This window comes from Micromonospora sp. CPCC 205554, from assembly GCF_036902745.1.
GTDB classification, from domain to species: domain Bacteria; phylum Actinomycetota; class Actinomycetes; order Mycobacteriales; family Micromonosporaceae; genus Micromonospora; species Micromonospora tulbaghiae.
Genome location: NZ_JBAKHP010000003.1, coordinates 234071 through 250073, shown reverse-complemented (window position 1 = coordinate 250073; position 16003 = coordinate 234071). Strand labels below are relative to the sequence as shown.

Annotated in this window: 13 protein-coding genes; 1 reads left to right on the top strand and 12 read right to left on the bottom strand. The window is 71.1% G+C overall.

Annotated elements, in window-relative coordinates; translation table 11 throughout:
• Window position 1: 1 nt before the first annotated feature.
• On the top strand, window positions 2–853 hold the full coding sequence (locus V6U82_RS07040; protein WP_334459924.1) for a putative RNA methyltransferase: 852 nt from the start codon (window positions 2–4) through the stop codon (window positions 851–853).
• Window positions 854–858: 5 nt separating this feature from the next.
• Here the strand turns inward: V6U82_RS07040 and V6U82_RS07035 are convergent, their stop codons facing one another.
• From V6U82_RS07035 to V6U82_RS06980, 12 genes are all read right to left on the bottom strand, one after another.
• Complete coding sequence (locus V6U82_RS07035) at window positions 859–1539, bottom strand: DUF4272 domain-containing protein (protein WP_334459923.1); 681 nt, start codon at window positions 1537–1539, stop codon at window positions 859–861.
• Between the two features lie 101 nt (window positions 1540–1640).
• Window positions 1641–2921 (bottom strand): thymidine phosphorylase, encoded by a 1281-nt coding sequence (locus tag V6U82_RS07030; RefSeq protein ID WP_334459921.1) that lies wholly within the window; start codon window positions 2919–2921, stop codon window positions 1641–1643.
• A 159-nt stretch (window positions 2922–3080) separates the two neighbouring features.
• A complete protein-coding gene (locus V6U82_RS07025; RefSeq protein WP_334460314.1) occupies window positions 3081–3782 on the bottom strand; it encodes a cytidine deaminase in 702 nt (233 codons plus the stop codon).
• A 105-nt stretch (window positions 3783–3887) separates the two neighbouring features.
• Window positions 3888–5168, bottom strand: coding sequence for an ABC transporter permease (locus V6U82_RS07020; protein ID WP_128136721.1), 1281 nt, complete (start codon window positions 5166–5168; stop codon window positions 3888–3890).
• A gap of 2 nt (window positions 5169–5170) precedes the next feature.
• Complete coding sequence (locus V6U82_RS07015; protein ID WP_435121695.1) at window positions 5171–6358, bottom strand: ABC transporter permease; 1188 nt, start codon at window positions 6356–6358, stop codon at window positions 5171–5173.
• Window positions 6359–6531: 173 nt separating this feature from the next.
• A complete protein-coding gene (locus V6U82_RS07010; protein ID WP_334459919.1) occupies window positions 6532–8187 on the bottom strand; it encodes an ABC transporter ATP-binding protein in 1656 nt (551 codons plus the stop codon).
• Between the two features lie 122 nt (window positions 8188–8309).
• A complete protein-coding gene (locus V6U82_RS07005) occupies window positions 8310–9380 on the bottom strand; it encodes a BMP family lipoprotein (protein ID WP_334460312.1) in 1071 nt (356 codons plus the stop codon).
• 276 nt (window positions 9381–9656) lie between these two features.
• Entirely contained in the window at window positions 9657–9998 is a 342-nt protein-coding gene (locus V6U82_RS07000) for a hypothetical protein (RefSeq protein ID WP_128136717.1), read from the bottom strand.
• A 168-nt stretch (window positions 9999–10166) separates the two neighbouring features.
• Window positions 10167–11978: a glycoside hydrolase family 13 protein gene (locus V6U82_RS06995; protein ID WP_334459918.1), complete on the bottom strand. Its 1812-nt coding sequence runs from the start codon at window positions 11976–11978 to the stop codon at window positions 10167–10169.
• A 143-nt stretch (window positions 11979–12121) separates the two neighbouring features.
• Window positions 12122–13021 (bottom strand): sugar ABC transporter permease, encoded by a 900-nt coding sequence (locus V6U82_RS06990; protein ID WP_128136715.1) that lies wholly within the window; start codon window positions 13019–13021, stop codon window positions 12122–12124.
• On the bottom strand, window positions 13018–14661 hold the full coding sequence (locus tag V6U82_RS06985) for an ABC transporter permease subunit (RefSeq protein ID WP_334459917.1): 1644 nt from the start codon (window positions 14659–14661) through the stop codon (window positions 13018–13020). Before V6U82_RS06985 ends, V6U82_RS06990 begins: the two co-directional genes overlap by 4 nt.
• Window positions 14661–15914: a sugar ABC transporter substrate-binding protein gene (locus V6U82_RS06980; RefSeq protein ID WP_334459916.1), complete on the bottom strand. Its 1254-nt coding sequence runs from the start codon at window positions 15912–15914 to the stop codon at window positions 14661–14663. The genes V6U82_RS06985 and V6U82_RS06980 overlap by 1 nt, the downstream gene beginning before the upstream one ends.
• Between the last annotated feature and the right edge of the window lie 89 nt (window positions 15915–16003).

Genomic DNA, 16003 nt, shown 5'->3' with positions numbered 1-16003 from the left:
CGTGGACGATCGCGTCCTCGCCCGGCTGCGCTGCCCGGTCTGCGCCGAACCGCTCACCGGGACCACCGCCGGCACCGCCCGCGCGCTGCGCTGTCCGCGCGGGCACAGCTTCGACATCGCCCGGCAGGGATACGTGAACCTGCTCGCCGGCCGCGCCCCGCACACCGGGGACAACGCCGAGATGGTCGCCGCCCGCGCTGGCTTCCTCGCCGCCGGCCACTTCGACACAGTCGCCGCCGCGCTCGCCGGCACAGCGGTACGCGTCGCGGGCTCCGACCCGTACCCCCTGGTGGTCGATGCCGGCGCCGGGACCGGGCACTACCTCGCGGCGGTGCTGGCGGCGCTGCCGGACGCCGCCGGCCTGGCCCTCGACGTCTCCAAGCCGGCGCTGCGCCGCGCGGCCCGGGCGCACTCGCGGGCCGCCGCCGCGCTGGCCGACACGTGGCAGCGGCTGCCGCTGGCCGACCGGTCCACCGCCGTGCTGCTGAACGTGTTCGCGCCGCGCAACGGCCCCGAGTTCCACCGGGTGCTCGACCCCGGCGGCGCGCTGCTGGTGGTCACCCCGGCCGCCGAGCACCTCACCGAACTCGTCGACGCGCTGGACCTGCTGCGGGTGGACCCGGACAAGGCCGACCGGGTCGCCGGCAGCCTCGGCGGCCACTTCGCCGAGGAGTCCGCGACCGGGCACCGGGCCCGGCTCGCGCTCACCCGCGCCGAGGTGACCACGCTCGTCGGAATGGGACCGAGCGCCTGGCACACCGACCCGCAACGGCTCGCCGCGCGCATCGCCGCGCTGCCCGAGCCGGTGCCGGTCACGCTCTCGGTCCGGCTCGGCGTGCACCGCCCGCGCTGACCCGCTCAGGTGGAGAGGTCGACCTCTTCCCAGCCCGGCGGCTCGTCGTGGTACGGCCCGCGCAGCACCACCGCCCACTCCAGCGCCCACCGGCGCTGCCCGATCGCGTTCGCGTCCACCAGCCCGGGCAGCGCGCGGCCGGCCTTCTCGGTCTCCAGGTACGCCCAGTCCAGGCAGTAGTGCAGGTCGAGCAGGGCCGCGGCGTCACCGGGATGCTGCGGAGCGGCCAGGATCCGGGCCCGCCACTGGCCGAACATCTCCCCCGCGACCAGGTTCGGCATGCGCTCGACCAGCCGCTCGTCCACCGGCACCGTCGGGTCCAGCTCCTTGGCCAGTCCGAGCACCCAGGCCAGCGAGAACAGGGCGTCGTGGTGCAGCACGAACGACCTGTGGTCGCCCCGGCCGCCCATCACGAACTGCCACTCCGGCGGCGTGACCGAGTCGACCAGGTGCGACTCCAGCAGCCAGCCCGTCGCCGCCTGCGCGGGCATCCCGAAGCAGCGGGCCAGGATCACGTGCAGCACCGCGATCCGGGCCTCGATCTCCGGGGTCGGACGCAGTTCGATCTCGTCGCCCGGCTCCCACACCAGCGGGAACTGCGGCGGCGGCAGCGGAAGACCCAGCCGGGACAACTCGTCCAGGCTCGCCTCCCGGACGGCCCGGGGATCGGGAGCGGGTACGCGCACGGTCAAGCCCCTGTCTGCTCACCTCGGCTCGTCGCCGGCCGATCCCCCCTGGCCTGGGAGGATAGCGGCTCCGGCCGGGCCGGCACCATGGCCGGTCCCGGTCAGCCGATCCGCTCGACGACGAGAGGCGCCGTGTCCGGCGCGTCCGGCGCGACGCGTACCGCCCGGCGTGCCTCGGCCAGCGCGGCCGGGATCCGCTCGGCGTGCTCGGCCCGCAGCTCGAACAGCGGGTCACCGGCGCGCACCCGGTCGCCGGGACGCCGGTGCAGCACCACGCCGGCCGGGATGCTCACCGGGTCCTCCTTGCGGGCCCGGCCCGCGCCGAGCCGCCACGCGGCCACCCCGATCGCGTACGCGTCGACCTCGGCGACCCACCCGTCCTCGGTCGCGGTGACCACCTCGACCTCGTTCGCGACGGGCATCGGGGCGTCCGGGTCACCGCCCTGCGCCCGGATCATCGTGCGCCAGGAGTCCATCGCCCGGCCGTCCCGCAGCGCCGCGGCCGGGTCGGCGTCCGGCAGGCCGGCCGCGTCGAGCATCTCCCGGGCCAGCGCCAGCGTCAGCTCCACCACGTCGGCCGGACCGCCACCGGCCAGCACCTCCACCGACTCGGTCACCTCGACCGCGTTGCCCACGGCCAGGCCGAGCGGGGTGGACATGTCGGTGAGCAGGGCGACAGTCCGTACACCGTGCGCGCCGCCCAGCTCGACCATGGTGCGGGCCAGCTCGCGGGCGTCGTCGACGTTCTTCATGAACGCGCCGGAGCCGACCTTCACGTCGAGCACCAGCGCGCCGGTCCCCTCGGCGATCTTCTTGCTCATGATCGAGCTGGCGATCAGCGGGATCGCCTCGACGGTGCCGGTGACGTCGCGCAGCGCGTACAGCTTGCGGTCGGCCGGGGCGAGCCCGTCGCCGGCCGCGCAGATCACCGCGCCCACGTCGCGGAGCTGGGCGATGAACTCGTCGTTGGTGAGCGCCGCACGCCAGCCCGGGATCGACTCCAGCTTGTCCAGCGTGCCGCCGGTGTGGCCCAGGCCCCGGCCGGACAGCTGCGGCACCGCCGCGCCGCACGCGGCCACCAGCGGGGTCAGCGGCAGGGTGATCTTGTCACCGACGCCGCCGGTGGAGTGCTTGTCCACAGTCGGCCGGGAAACCGGCGACAGGTCGAGCCGCTCGCCGCTGGCGATCATGGCGGCGGTCCACCGGGCGATCTCCGGCCCGGTCATGCCGCGCAGCAGGATCGCCATGGCCAGCGCCGACATCTGCTCGTCGGCGACCAGACCCTTGGTGTACGCGTCGACCACCCAGTCGATCTGCCCGTCGCTCAGCACACCCCCGTCCCGCTTCGCCCGGATGACGTCAACCGCCGTAAAAGCACTCACCTTTGAGTTCCCATCAATAGATCAACAATCGCCGCGGATCGCACTCTTTCCGCGGACGGTGACCAGGTCCGGCCTGGGCCGACCGTGACCGGCGGAGGGATCAAGCCTGACCGCCCGGAGCCGGGCACGGTCGGCCCAGGCCCCAACCGCAACCCGGGATCAACCCCAACGAACCGGAATCTCCGAAGGAGGCTCACCCTCACCAGCCCAGAAGATCGTCCCCGAAGCGTCCACCACCACCACGCGCGGCGTCCGAGCCAGCCCCCACTCGATCGCCCCGGCCGGGTCGTCCCAGGTCGAACCCTCCTCCAGCACGCCGGTCTCGGCGTCCGTGGTGTCACCGGACGACCGCTCCCAGTACGTCGTCCAGACCTGCTGCCCGGCGGACAGGTCGGGGTGCACGAACACGGTGCCCCGGCCCCGCCAGGCGGCCAGCCGGTCCGGCACGACCGGCACCGGATGCTCGCCGGTCACCGCCTCGATGTCTGCCACGTCGAAGGCGTGCGGCAGCAGCTCCGCCATCCGCAGCGGGCCGCCCTTCGCCTCGACCAGGCACTCCGGGCCGCCCTGCTCCCAGAGCAGCTGCCGGCACCGGCCGCACGGCATCAGCGGCTCACCGGTGGCGTCGACGCAGGACAGCGCCACGATCCGGCCCCCGCCGGTCGCGTGCAGCTGCGAGACCACGCCGCACTCGGCGCAGAGCGTGACGCCGTACCCGGCGTTCTCCACGTTGCAGCCGACGACGACCCTGCCGTCGTCGACGAGCGCGGCGGCACCCACCGGGAACTTCGAGTACGGCACGTAGGCGTGCCGCATCACGTCGGTGGCGGCGGTGCGCAGCCGCTCCCAGTCGATCTCCATCACGACCCCCATTCTGCCCAATTCACGCCCGATCGGTCGCGAGCGCGGCCGGAGACGACGATGCCCGGCGGGTCGCCCCGCCGGGCACGGTGTCGCCGCGGGCGGTCAGCCCTTGATGTACGGCTTGCCGTCGGCGGCCGGCGCCCGGACCTTGCCGACCAGCCCGGCCACGGCCAGGATCGTCGCCAGGTACGGCAGCATCGCCAGGAACTGGCTCGGGATGCTGCTGCCGATCGCGCCCAGGTAGGTGGCGAGCTGGTCGGCGAAGCCGAAGAACAGCGCCGCGAGCAGCGCGCCGGTCGGGCTCCACCGGCCGAAGATCAGCGCGGCCAGGGCGATGAAGCCCTTACCGCCGATCATGTTCTTGGTGAACGAGTAGAGCGCCAGCGTGTACGAGGCGCCGCCGACGCCGGCCACCAGACCGGCCAGGATCACGTTGCGGTAGCGCAGCCGCAGCACCTTCACGCCCAGCGTGTCCGCGGCGGTCGGGTGCTCACCCACCGAACGGGTCCGCAGGCCCCACCGGGTGCGGAACAGCGCCAGGTGGATGACCAGCACCAGCAGCAGGCCGAGGTAGAGGAAGATGTTGCCCCGGAACAGCGCCGGACCGAGCAACGGGATGTCGGACAGCAGCGGGATCTCCCAGTTGCCGAACCGGGGCGCGCTGTTGTACTTCGCCGCGTCGGTCTGCATCAGCCGCTCGTAGAGGAAGCCGGTGATGCCGACCGCGAGCAGGTTGAGCACGATGCCCATGACCACCTGGTCGACCAGGTAGCGGATGGAGAACACGGCCAGCAGGAACGAGATGAACGCGCCGCCGATGGCGGCGGCGACCAGGCCCACCCAGACGCTGCCGGACATGCTGCCGAACAGCGCGCCGGAGAAGGCGCCCATCAGGAGCTGGCCCTCGATCGCCACGTTCACCACGCCGGAACGCTCGCAGAGCACACCGGCGAGCGCACCGAAGATCAGCGGCAGGGCCAGGATGAACGTGCCGCGGACGACGTTCACCAGCGGCATGAAGTTGCGCCCCTCGGGCGCGGCCGAGACCTGCCAGCACAGGAAGCTCAGCACGAAGGCGACCAGCCCGGCGCCGAGCAGCAGCGTGAACCAGCGCTTCGGCACACCGGCCAGCAGCGCGCCCCCGGCCGCGGCGGTGATCAGCCCGAACAGGATCGCGCCGACCGTACCGTTGATCTCCAGGGCGGCCCCGCCCTCGGTCTCGCTGAGCGTGAACCGCGCGTGCTGGTCGGTCGCGAGCGCGCCGAACAGCACCGCCGCGAGCACGCCGAGCGCCAGCAGGACCGCGCCGACCTTCCGGTTACGGGTCCAGAAACCCTCGTCGACCGCGGTAACGGCGACCTCGGGGACAGCGGTGGTGGACATGCTCACCAGCCCTTCGCGAGGCTCGTCTGCAACCGGGCGGCGCGGGCCGCCCGGAGCTGGAAGATCGTCTTCACCAGGGCAGGCGCGGCGATGAAGATGACGATGAGCGCCTGGAGCACGGTGACCAGTTCCAGCGAGATGCCGGAGTACGACTGCATCCGGTTGCCACCGGCCTGGAGCGCGCCGAACAGCAGCGCCGCCAGCAGCACGCCCCACGGCTTCACGCGCCCGAGCAGCGCGACCAGGATGCCGTCGAAGCCGATCTGCGCGATCACCAGCGGGGTCAGCGCGGTCGCGGTGGTGCCGAGCACCATGGTCGAGCCGCCCAGACCGGCCAGCATGCCCGCGAACACCATCACCAGCACGTACGTCTTGGTCACGCTGATGCCGGCCGTCCGGGCCGCGTCCGGGTTCGCGCCCACGGCCCGCAGCTCGAAGCCGAGCGTGGAGCGGTTGAGCAGCCAGGCGATGAACCAGGTGGCCGCCACCGCGAGCAGGATCCCGGCGTGCACCCGCAGATCGTCGCCGAGCAGCCGGGGCAGCTGCGCGGAGGAGTCGACCGGCTTGCTGATCGCGTCCGCCCGGTTCGGGTTCTGCACCCCGTTCTGGACGATGATCCAGGACAGGAAGTAGACCGCCACGTAGTTGAGCATGATCGTGTTGATCACCTCGTGCGCGCCGGCCCGTGCCTTGAGGATGCCGGGGATGAAGCCCCAGAGCGCGCCGCCCAGCGCACCGGCGATCAGCGCCACCAGCAGGTGCACGACGGGCGGCAGCGGCAGCGCGAAGCCGGCCACGGCGGCCAGGATGACGGCGATCGTCGCCTGGCCCTGGGCGCCGATGTTGAACAGGCCGCCACGGAAGGCGAGCGCCACCGACAGGCCGGTGAAGACCAGCGGTGCGGCGTAGGTGAGCGTCTCCGAGATCGGGCTCAGGGCGGCGGTGAAGCCGACCGCGTCCGGGTCGAAGATCGCGCCCTTGAACAGGTTCGCGTACGCCTCGCTGACCACCGTCCAGCTGGCGTTCAGCGCGTCGGCGGGACGGGCGGTGATGTAGCCGTAGGTGGCGAGCACCTCCGGGTCGGACACGATGATCAGCACCGCGCCGACCACCATGGCGAGCAGCACCGCGAGCACTGTCACGGTGAACGTGTTGGCCGCCCAGAGGTTGTCCAGGAACATCCGGCCCATGCTCGGGCGGGCATCCCCGGCCGGGGCCGGCTTCGTCGCGGTCGCGGTGGCGGGCACCGTCTGCTCGGTGTCACCGGCCGGCTGCGTCGGCGTCGCCCGGGCCTCGCTCAGCGACTCCTGCGCCTCGGTCGCCGGCTCCTTGTCCGGCGAGCCCGAGACGGGGTTCGGGTTGGTCATGCCTCGTCCTCGTTGCCAGGGCCGTCCTCGGTCGCGGTGGCGACGTCCGGGGTGGCGGCGTCCGGGGTGATGCCGGCCATCAGCAGGCCGATCTCCTCGCGCGGGGTGTCCGGGCCGACGATGCCGATGATCCGCCCGCGGTACATGACCGCGATCCGGTCGGCCAGGCCGATCACCTCGTCCAGTTCGCTGGAGACCACCATGACCGCGGTGCCGATGTCCCGCTCGCGGATGACCCGGCTGTGGATGAACTCGATCGAGCCGACGTCCACGCCCCGGGTGGGCTGGGCGGCGATGAAGAGCTTCAGCGGCCGGGACAGCTCCCGGGCCACGATGACCTTCTGCTGGTTGCCGCCGGAGAGCGTGCCGACCGCCGCGTCGGCCGACGAGGTACGGACGTCGAACTGCTCGATCCGCTCCCGCGCCGACTTGGCGATGGCGTCGGGCTTCAGCGACAGGCCCTTGCCGAACGGCGGCCGGTCGTAGATGTCCAGCACCAGGTTCTCCGCCACGGAGAACTCCTTGACCAGGCCGTCCACGCTGCGGTCCTCCGGCACGTAGCCGACGCCGGCGCGGAGCACCTTCTTGGTCGACCAGCCGTGCGTCGGCTCGCCGTCGAGGCTGATCGTGCCGGCGAGCACCGGGCGCAGGCCCATGATCGCCTCGATCAGCTCGGTCTGGCCGTTGCCCTGCACGCCCGCCACGCCGAGCACCTCGCCGGCGTGCACGGTCAGGTCGACGCCGTCGACCGCGCGTACCTGCCGGTCGTCGTCCACGACCAGGCCGGAGACCTCCAGGACCGGCTTGCCGGGGGTGGCCGGCTGCTTGTCCACGGTCAGCCGGACGCTGCGGCCCACCATCAGCGCGGCCAGTTCGTCCCGGCTGGCGCTCGGCTCGGCGGTGCCGACGGTCTTCCCGCGCCGGATCACCGTGATCCGGTCGGCGATCGCCTTCACCTCGCCCAGCTTGTGGGTGATGAACACGATCGACTTGCCGGCGGCCTTGAGCGACCGCATGACGGTGAGCAGTTCCTCGGTCTCCTGCGGCGTGAGCACGGCCGTGGGCTCGTCGAGGATCAGCAGGTCGACGTCGCGGGTGAGGGCCTTGACGATCTCCACCCGCTGCTGGATGCCGACCGGCAGGTCCTCGATCACCGCGTCCGGGTCGACCCGCAGGTTGTACCGCTCGGAGACCTCGGCGACCTCGCGCCGGGCCCGCCGCCGGTCGAGGATGCCGGCGAAGGGCCCCTTGACCTGCTCGGCGCCGAGCATCACGTTCTCGGCCACGGTGAAGACCGGCACCAGCATGAAGTGCTGGTGCACCATCCCGATTCCGGCGGCGATCGCGTCCGACGGGCCCTTCAGCTTCAGCGGCTTGCCGTCCACCAGGATCTCGCCCTCGTCCGGCTGGTAGAGGCCGTAGAGCACGTTCATCAGGGTCGACTTGCCGGCGCCGTTCTCGCCGAGCAGGGCGTGGATCTCTCCAGGCTCCACCGTCAGGTCGATGTGGTCGTTGGCGACCAGATCACCGAACCGTTTGGTGATGCCGCGCAGTTCGAGTCTCAGCGCAACCTCCTGGAGTGCGAGCGATGGTGCAGCGTAGCGACCTGCCGCGCCGCCACCACGCCGGGTGGGGATGTTCGGGGGATTCAAGCTGATCGGCCGCCCCGGCGCCGGGGGTACCTTCCCCGTTGCGCCGGGACGGCCGGATCGTCAAACCTGGTGCCCGCCGGCCCCCGCTGCCGATGATGGCACCGCGGCGGCCGGCGGAACTGTCACTTGGTCGGCTGGGCCTTCGAGGTGACCGTGATGGTGCCGGCGGCGATGTCCGCCTTGATCTTGTCGACCTCGGCCTTCAGGTCCGCCGGGACCTTGCTGTCGAAGTCGTGGTACGGGGCGATCGAGACGCCGGTGTTGGCCAGCGTGCCCACGAAGCCCGGGGTGGACTGCAGCTTCTCGCCACCGGCGGCCTTCAGCACGGCCTCCTTGACGGCCTCCGGGATGTTCTTGACGACAGTGGTCAGGATCGCCGAGCAGTCCGGGGTGCTCTCGCAGCCGTCGATGTCCACCCAGACGACCGAGTACTTGCCGCCCGAGGCCTTGGCAGCGGAGGTGGTGCCGAGGCCGGCGCCACCGGCGACCGGCATCACGACGTCGGCGCCCTGCGCGACGAGCGCGTCGGAGACCTTCTTGCCCTCGTCCTGCTTCTCGAACGAGTTCGCGAAGGAGCCCTTCTGGGCGGCCTTGTCCCAGCCCAGGACCTGGACGTTCTTGCTCTTGGTCTTGTTGTAGTACGCCACGCCGTCGGCGAAGCCGTCCATGAAGATGGTGACCGGCGGGATCGGCAGGCCGCCGTAGGCGCCGACCTTGCCGGTCTTGCTCATCCCGGCGGCCAGGTAGCCGGCCTGGAACGCGGCCTGCGCGGTGTCGAACTGCATCGGGTAGACGTTCGAGACACCCGGGTTGGCGTCGACGATGCCGAACTGCTGGTTCGGGTTCTTCTCAGCCGCGGCCTTGGTGGCGTCCGACATCAGGCCACCGACGGCCAGGATGAAGTCGCACTTCTGGTTGACGAACCCGGTCAGGTTGACCTCGTAGTCCGCCTCGGCCTTCGACTGGACGTTCTTAATGTCGATCTTGTCGTTCTCCTTCTGCGCCTCCTGGAGGCCCTTCCAGGCCGAGGCGTTGAAGGACTTGTCGTCGATGCCGCCGACGTCGGTCACCATGCAGGCGCTGAACTTCTTGCCACCGTCGCCGCCGGCGTTGTTGTCGTCGTCCGGAGCCTCACCACACGCGGCAGCGCCCAGCACGAGTCCACCCGCCATGATGGCGGAGGCGATCCGCATCCCACGCACAGAGCGCAAGACGTCTCCTTCCCCTTGCACACCGCGTCGTGCGCGGCGTGCAGCCCTTCGCCGGCCTGCGGTGTGCCGCCGGCGTCCCACGTTACGGACGGGAGCGTACGCCCGCGCCCACCCACCGGCCGACAATCGTGCACGACTGTTGAGCGTCCGTTACCCCGGTGTAACCCTTGCGTGGGGCACGTCACTTATCCGGCCGGTAGGCGTGCGCGGTGGTGTCGCGAACGTCCGTTTTCCCGAGCTTCCCCGACTTGCGGCGAACTAACGCCAGAACACCGCGACGGCCGCGTTGACCAGCGTCAACCCGACGATCGCGAGGAAGTGGCCACGGTTGACGGTCTCCCGCTTACGCGAGAAGAAGACCATGACGAAGATGAGCAGCGCGAGCACCAACTTGGTAACAAGTTTCGCCGGGGCCGGCTCGTCCCCGTCCCGCAGCGGAGCGGACAGCCCGATGCCGGTCAGGACCTGAATGATCGCGCCCCAGAGCATGGCCGCGTTGATCCGCAGCCGGCCGGTGACGTACTGGGCGATCCCACCGCCGAGCAACAGCGCGAAACCGATCAGATGGACGTAGAGAAGAATCAGTCGAAGAGCTTCCACGCGCCCCATCCTCCCCCATCAACGACGCAACGTAGTAGTCACCCCGCCGACCTGCCGTCATACCGTGACCCCCGCCCCCGCGATCTTGCAGTTACCGCCCCGGCAAGCGCGACAAAAGCCGCGCGACGCGGGCCGGAACCGCAAGATCGACGAGGCGGGGGGACGGGATCAGCGCAGGCGCCAGACCTGGAACGTCGGGCCGTCGGCGGGGAGGAGCACCACGCCCTCGGCGTCGGGGTGGAGGGCGGGGGCGTTGCCGTAGACGTTGTCGGCGGCGCGCAGGCCGGTCAGGCGGACCGGGGAACCCGCGGCGCGTCTCGCCAGCACCAGAACCGTCGACGTGGGCGCCTCGCGCAGGAAGACGAGCGTCTCCGCATCCGCGTGCACCCAGCGCAGGCCGCCGTGGCGCAGCGCCGGCTCGTCGCGGCGCAGCGTCAGCAACGACCGGTACGCGTCGAAGGTACGCCGGTCCCAACTCTCCGGCCGGTGCCACGGCATCGGCGTACGCGAGCCCTCCCCGTTCGTACCGGTCAGGCCCAGCTCGTCCCCGGCGAAGACCACTGGCGTGCCGGGCATGGTGGCGAGCAGTCCGGCCGCCACCTCCTGCCGGGATGCGTCGCCGACAACGGTGCGGATCCGGGCCGAGTCGTGCGAGCCGAGCAGCTGCCACGAGTGCGTGTACGACCGCCAGGACACCAGCGACCGGTAGGTGTTCATGGTGGCGAGCACCGCGCTCGCGTCGCGCCGCCGTACCCCGCCCGGGGTGCCGAGGAAGTTCGGCACCGGGTCGTCGCCGTGGCGCAGCCAGGACCAGACCGGGTCGGTGAAGCCGACGTAGTTCATCGTCCCGTGCCAGCCGTCGCGGTCCAGGTCACCGGTGTGGTCGTGGCCGTGCTCGGCGAGCAGCAGTCCGTCCGGGCGGGTTTCGGCCACCACCTCGCGCAGCAGCCGTGCCACCTCGTGGGTGTACGCGTCCGCGCCGCGCCGCCCGGTCATGTTCGCCACGTCGACCCGCCAGCCGTCCAGCCCGTACGGCGGGCGCAGCCAGCGGCGCAGCAGCGAGTCCTCGGCGGTGGCGAACCGGCGGCGCAGCTCGGCGCTGCCCCAGTTCAGCTTCGGCAGCGACTTCACCCCGTTCCACGACTCGTAGTCCGAGCCGGGCAGGTCGAAGTAGTACAGCTCGCGTTCCGGCGCGTTCACGTCGGAGACGGCGGCGGTGAACCAGTCGTGGGCGTCGCCGGTGTGGTTGCTGGTGATGTCGCCGAGCAGACGCCAGCCCCGGGCGTGCACCGCGTCGGCGAGCCGGGCCAGCGCCGCGTCGCCGCCGAGCAGCGGGTCGACCGTGTCGAAGCTCGACGCGTCGTACCTGTGGTTGGAGCGCGCCGGGAAGACCGGCGTGAGGTAGACGGTGTTGACGCCGAGCCGGTCCAGGTGGTCCAGGTGCTCGGTGACGCCGTCGAGGTCGCCGCCGTAGAACTGGCGGGGCGTCTCCGGGCCGCGGCCGACGACCGGGGTGTCCCAGTCGCACGGGATGGCCCAGTCCGGCACGGTCCGGCCGTCGGCGGCGGCCGAGCGGGCGAACCGGTCCGGGAAGATCTGGTAGATCACGGCGTCGCGGGCCCAGGCCGGCGGCGGGGCGTAGCTGACCAGCTTGAAGTCGCCGTTGTCCGGCACGTCGTGGCCGGCCAGGCCGGCGGCGTTCAGCCAGCGGGCGCCGCGCTCGCCGTCGAGCAGGAAGCGGTAGTTGCTGACCGGGTTGCGGACCTCGACGTCGGCCCGCCACCACACGTCGCCGCCGTCGGTGCGGTCGATCCGCGCCTCGGCGAAGCGCGGCTCGCCGTCGCCGGTGGTGCGCACGTGCACCTGCGAGACGCCGGATCCGGCCGGTACCCGGACGAAGACCGGCACGGTCTGCCCGAGCGCGGGCTCCTGCTCCGGGACGTAGGTGGCGGAGCCGTCGTGGTGCGGCTGAAGGGACATGGTGCTGCCTTTCGCGTCGTACCGACAGGGAGAGGGGCGGGCACCCGCCGCGGTCGGTCTCACCCGACCGCGGCGGTCCGCCCTTCAAACCGCTCCGGTGTACGCCGACACGACGCCCTTGCCGCAGCGTGAGCCGAGGAGGCTCAGCCCTTGACCGCTCCGGAGGTGAGTCCGGAGACGATGTAGCGCTGGAGCAGCTGGAACACCAGCACCGTCGGGATCGCGGTGAGCAGCGTGCCCGCCGCGAACATCCCGAAGTTGTTGTTGCGCTCGCCCGCGACCAGGCCGAACATGCCGACCGCGAGGGTCTTCGACTCGGGTTCGGTGAGGAACACGTTGGCGATGATGAACTCGTTGATCGACCCGATGAACGCGAGCAGGCCGGTCACCGCCAGGATCGGCGCCACCAGCGGCAGCATGATCCGGAAGAAGACCTGCACGTGCGACGCGCCGTCCATGGTCGCCGACTCGTCCAGCTCCTTCGGCAGCGTGTCGAAGAAGCCCTTCATCAGCCAGGTGTTCGCGCCGAGCGCGCCACCCATGTAGAGCAGGAACAGGCCCCACGGGGTGTTGAATCCGATCGCCGGGTAGAGGTCGGTGAGCGTGGTGAAGATCAGGAAGATCGCCACGATCGCCAGGAACTGCGGGAACATCTGGATCAGCAGCAGCGCGAGCAGGCCGACCCGCCGCCCGGCGAAGCGCATCCGGGAGAACGCGTACGCCGCCAGCGACGACAGGAAGATCGACGCGAAGCTGGCCACGCCCGCGAGCAGCAGCGAGTTGAGGAACCAGTGGCCGAACGCCGTCTTGTCGAACAGGTTCGTGAAGTTCTCCAGCGACGCGCCGGTCGGCAGCAGCTCGGTGGAGGAGAGCGTGCCGAGCGGGTTGAACGCCGCCGAGATCACGAACAGGATCGGGAAGATGCTGAACGCCACCGCCAGCAGTCCGACCAGGTGCCGCCAGCCCACCTGCGCGAACCAGCGGCCGCGCGAGCGACGGGCCGGCCTGCGGGTGGTCGTGGGCGTCTCCGCGATGGTGGTCACGAGTACACCTCCTCCTGCTTGCGGGTCCGCCGGAAGCTGATCGCCGACACCGTCGCCACGATCGCGAAGATGAAGATCGAGACGGTGGCGGCGAGGCCGAACTCGGCGCCCTGTGCACCGAACGCGAGCCGGTACGTGTAGGTGATCAGCAGGTCGGTGGCGCCGTTCGTCGGGTTGTCCGGCGCGAACGGGCCGCCCTCGGTGGTGAACAGGATCGCGTTGACGTTGTTGAAGTTGTACGCGAACGACGCGATCAGCAGCGGCGAGAGCGCCACCAGCAGCAGCGGCAGGGTGACCGCCCGGAACGACTGCCAGGGCGACGCGCCGTCGACCGAGGTCGCCTCGGTCAGCTCCCGCGGGATGGCCTGCAACGCGCCGGTGGCGACCAGGAACATGTACGGGTAGCCGAGCCACAGCTGCACCAGCAGCACCGCGATCCGCGCCGACCAGTTGCCGCCGAACCAGTCGACGTTCAGCCCGAACAGGTCGTTGAGAAGGCCGAAGTCGGTGTTGAACATGTCCCGCCAGATCAGCAGCATGGCGAACGACGGCATGGCGTACGGCAGGATCAGCACCATCCGGTAGAGGTTGGTGCCGCGCATCCGGGGTGAGTGCAGCGCGAGCGCGATGGCCATGCCGAGCAGGAACGTCAGCCCGGTGGAGCCGATCGCGAACGCGAAGTTCCAGGCCAGCGTGCCGAAGAACGGCCCGGAGATGTTGCGGTCGGTGAGCACCGTGGCGAAGTTCTTCAGCCCGACGTCGACCTTCCAGCCCTGGGCGAGGCGCTCGCCGTCGGCGGCGACGAAGGAGCCGGACTCCTCGTCGGCGGTCCACGTCTTGCCGGTCTCGCTGTCCTTGACGCAGTCGCACGCGGCGTCGTACGCCCGGATCGCCTTGCCCTCGTACGCGCGGGTCAGGCCGTTGGAGCGGATGGCGCCCTCGTCGGTCGGCACGACGAGCGCGGTGACCGCGTCGCTGCGGCTGCTGGCCTGCCCGATGTTCAGCAGGGTGTAGCCGTCCGCGGAGGTGATCTTGCCGCTGAGGCTGCTCACCTCGACGTCGGCGGCGTCGAGCTTGCGTAGCCCGTCCGCGTCCCCGGCGAAGACCTCCTTGGTCTTCGGGTCGCTGAGCAGGAAGGTCAGGGAGCCGGTCGCCGGGTCGCCCTTGGTGGCGATGGTGAGGTTGTACTCGGTCGAGCCGGGCACCTGCTTCACCGAGGCGGTCTGCACGGCGACGATCGCGTCGTCCTTGCTGCCGCGGTGGCCGTCGCCGAAGTTCGTGAACGCGGTGCTCGCGGTGTAGAGCACCGGGAAGACCTGGAACGCGATCAGGAAGAGCGTGCCGGGGACCAGGTACTTGGCCGGGATGTGCCGGCGGCTCAGGTAGAGGTAGAACAGGCCGGCGGTGGTGACCGCCAGGACGCCCAGCGCGATCCAGTGTTCGGCCTCGATGAGCGGGAAGGCCGCCCAGATCGCGATCCCGGCCACCAGGCCGAGCAGGACCACCTTGACGACGAGGCCGGTCGCGGTGATCGGCGCGTGTTGCCGCGCGGTACGGGACGTGCGCGGGAGCCCACGGCGTACGGGCTCCCGGCCCGGGGCCTGCGGTGCAGACCCCGGGCCGGACAGCGGCGCGCTCATTACTTGATCTGACCCTGGATGGTCTTGCCGGCGGCCGTGATCGTCTTGGCCGGGTCGGCGCCGCCGATGATGGCGGCCTCCGCCTTGCCGAACGGGTCCCAGATCGCGGCCATGGCCGGGATCGCCGGGAGCACCTGGCCGTTCTTGCCGGCCTCGGAGAACTTGGCCAGGTCCGCGTCCTCGCCCTTGACCTGGTCGAAGGCGGCGGTCAGCGCCGGCGGGCGCGGCTCGGCCTTGTACAGCGCGACGGCCAGCTCGGGCTTGGTCACGTAGTTGGTGACGAACTCCTGGGCCAGGGCCTTGTTCTTGCCCTTGGCGGCCACGTAGAACGCCTGGACGCCCACGAACGGCTGGGCCTCCTTGCCACCGGCGAAGCCGGGGACCGGGGAGATGTCGTACGCGATGTTGGCCTTCTTGGCGTCGGCCACGGCCCACGGGCCGGAGACCAGGAACGCGCACTTCTTGCCGGTGAAGGTGGCGATGGAGTTCTCGCCGGTGATGGAGCGCTTCAGCGCACCCTCGCCCTTCTCACCCAGCTTGGCGATCTTCTGGAAGGCAGCGATCGACTCCGGCTTGCCCACGCCCAGGTCCTTCGGGTCGTAGTCGCCGTTCGCCGCGGTGCCGAACAGGTAGCCGCCGCCCGAGGTGTAGAGCGGGTAGATGTGGTACGCGTCGCCGTTCTGGCCGGACTGGAGGCACAGGATCTCGCTGGCCTTCTTCTCGGCCTTGAGCTTCTTGCCGGTGGCGACCAGGTCCTCGATCGTCTTGGGCGCCTCGGGGGCCAGCTCGGTGTTGCGGATCAGCGCGACGTTCTCGGTGGCGTAGGGCACGCCGTAGAGCTGGCCGTTGAACGTGACGGCCTTGATGGCGGTCTCGTTGAAGCCGGCCTTCTGCTCGGCCGGGAGCTGCACCGGGTCGATGGCGCCGTTCTGGACCAGGTTGCCGATCCAGTCGTGCGCGCCGACCACGACGTCCGGGCCGCTGCCCTGCTGAGAGGCGGTGACGAAGTTGGTCTGCAGGTCCTTGGAGACGGCCTGGACCTCGACGGTCACGCCGTTCTCCTTGCCGAACTCCTCGGCGAACGGCTTGAGGGCGGCCGTGCGCTTGTCGTCGGCCCAGATGACCAGCTTGCCGCCGGTCGCCTTGGCGGACTCGCCGGCGGCCGGCTTGTCGTCGCTGCCGCTGTCACCACAGCCGGAGGCGGCGAGCGCCAGGCCGAGGACGGCGACCACACCCGCGGTACGGATGCGCATCGGTACTCCTGTCGTCATGGCGGCCCGCCGGGGGAAGGGCGGCCCGCCAGTGGAAAACCTCTGAAAGTTCTTGCTGACCGGCGCCGAGT

What these genes read in the sequence shown, in the direction of transcription:
- V6U82_RS07025 (WP_334460314.1), bottom strand. Translation starts at nt 3,782, where the DNA reads ATGGAGATCGACTGGGAGCGGCTGCGCACCGCCGCCACCGACGTGATG.
- V6U82_RS07020 (WP_128136721.1), bottom strand. Translation starts at nt 5,168, where the DNA reads ATGTCCACCACCGCTGTCCCCGAGGTCGCCGTTACCGCGGTCGACGAG.
- V6U82_RS07015 (WP_435121695.1), bottom strand. Translation starts at nt 6,358, where the DNA reads ATGGGCCGGATGTTCCTGGACAACCTCTGGGCGGCCAACACGTTCACC.
- V6U82_RS07005 (WP_334460312.1), bottom strand. Translation starts at nt 9,380, where the DNA reads ATGCGGATCGCCTCCGCCATCATGGCGGGTGGACTCGTGCTGGGCGCT.
- V6U82_RS06995 (WP_334459918.1), bottom strand. Translation starts at nt 11,978, where the DNA reads ATGTCCCTTCAGCCGCACCACGACGGCTCCGCCACCTACGTCCCGGAG.
- V6U82_RS06985 (WP_334459917.1), bottom strand. Translation starts at nt 14,661, where the DNA reads ATGAGCGCGCCGCTGTCCGGCCCGGGGTCTGCACCGCAGGCCCCGGGC.
- V6U82_RS06980 (WP_334459916.1), bottom strand. Translation starts at nt 15,914, where the DNA reads ATGCGCATCCGTACCGCGGGTGTGGTCGCCGTCCTCGGCCTGGCGCTC.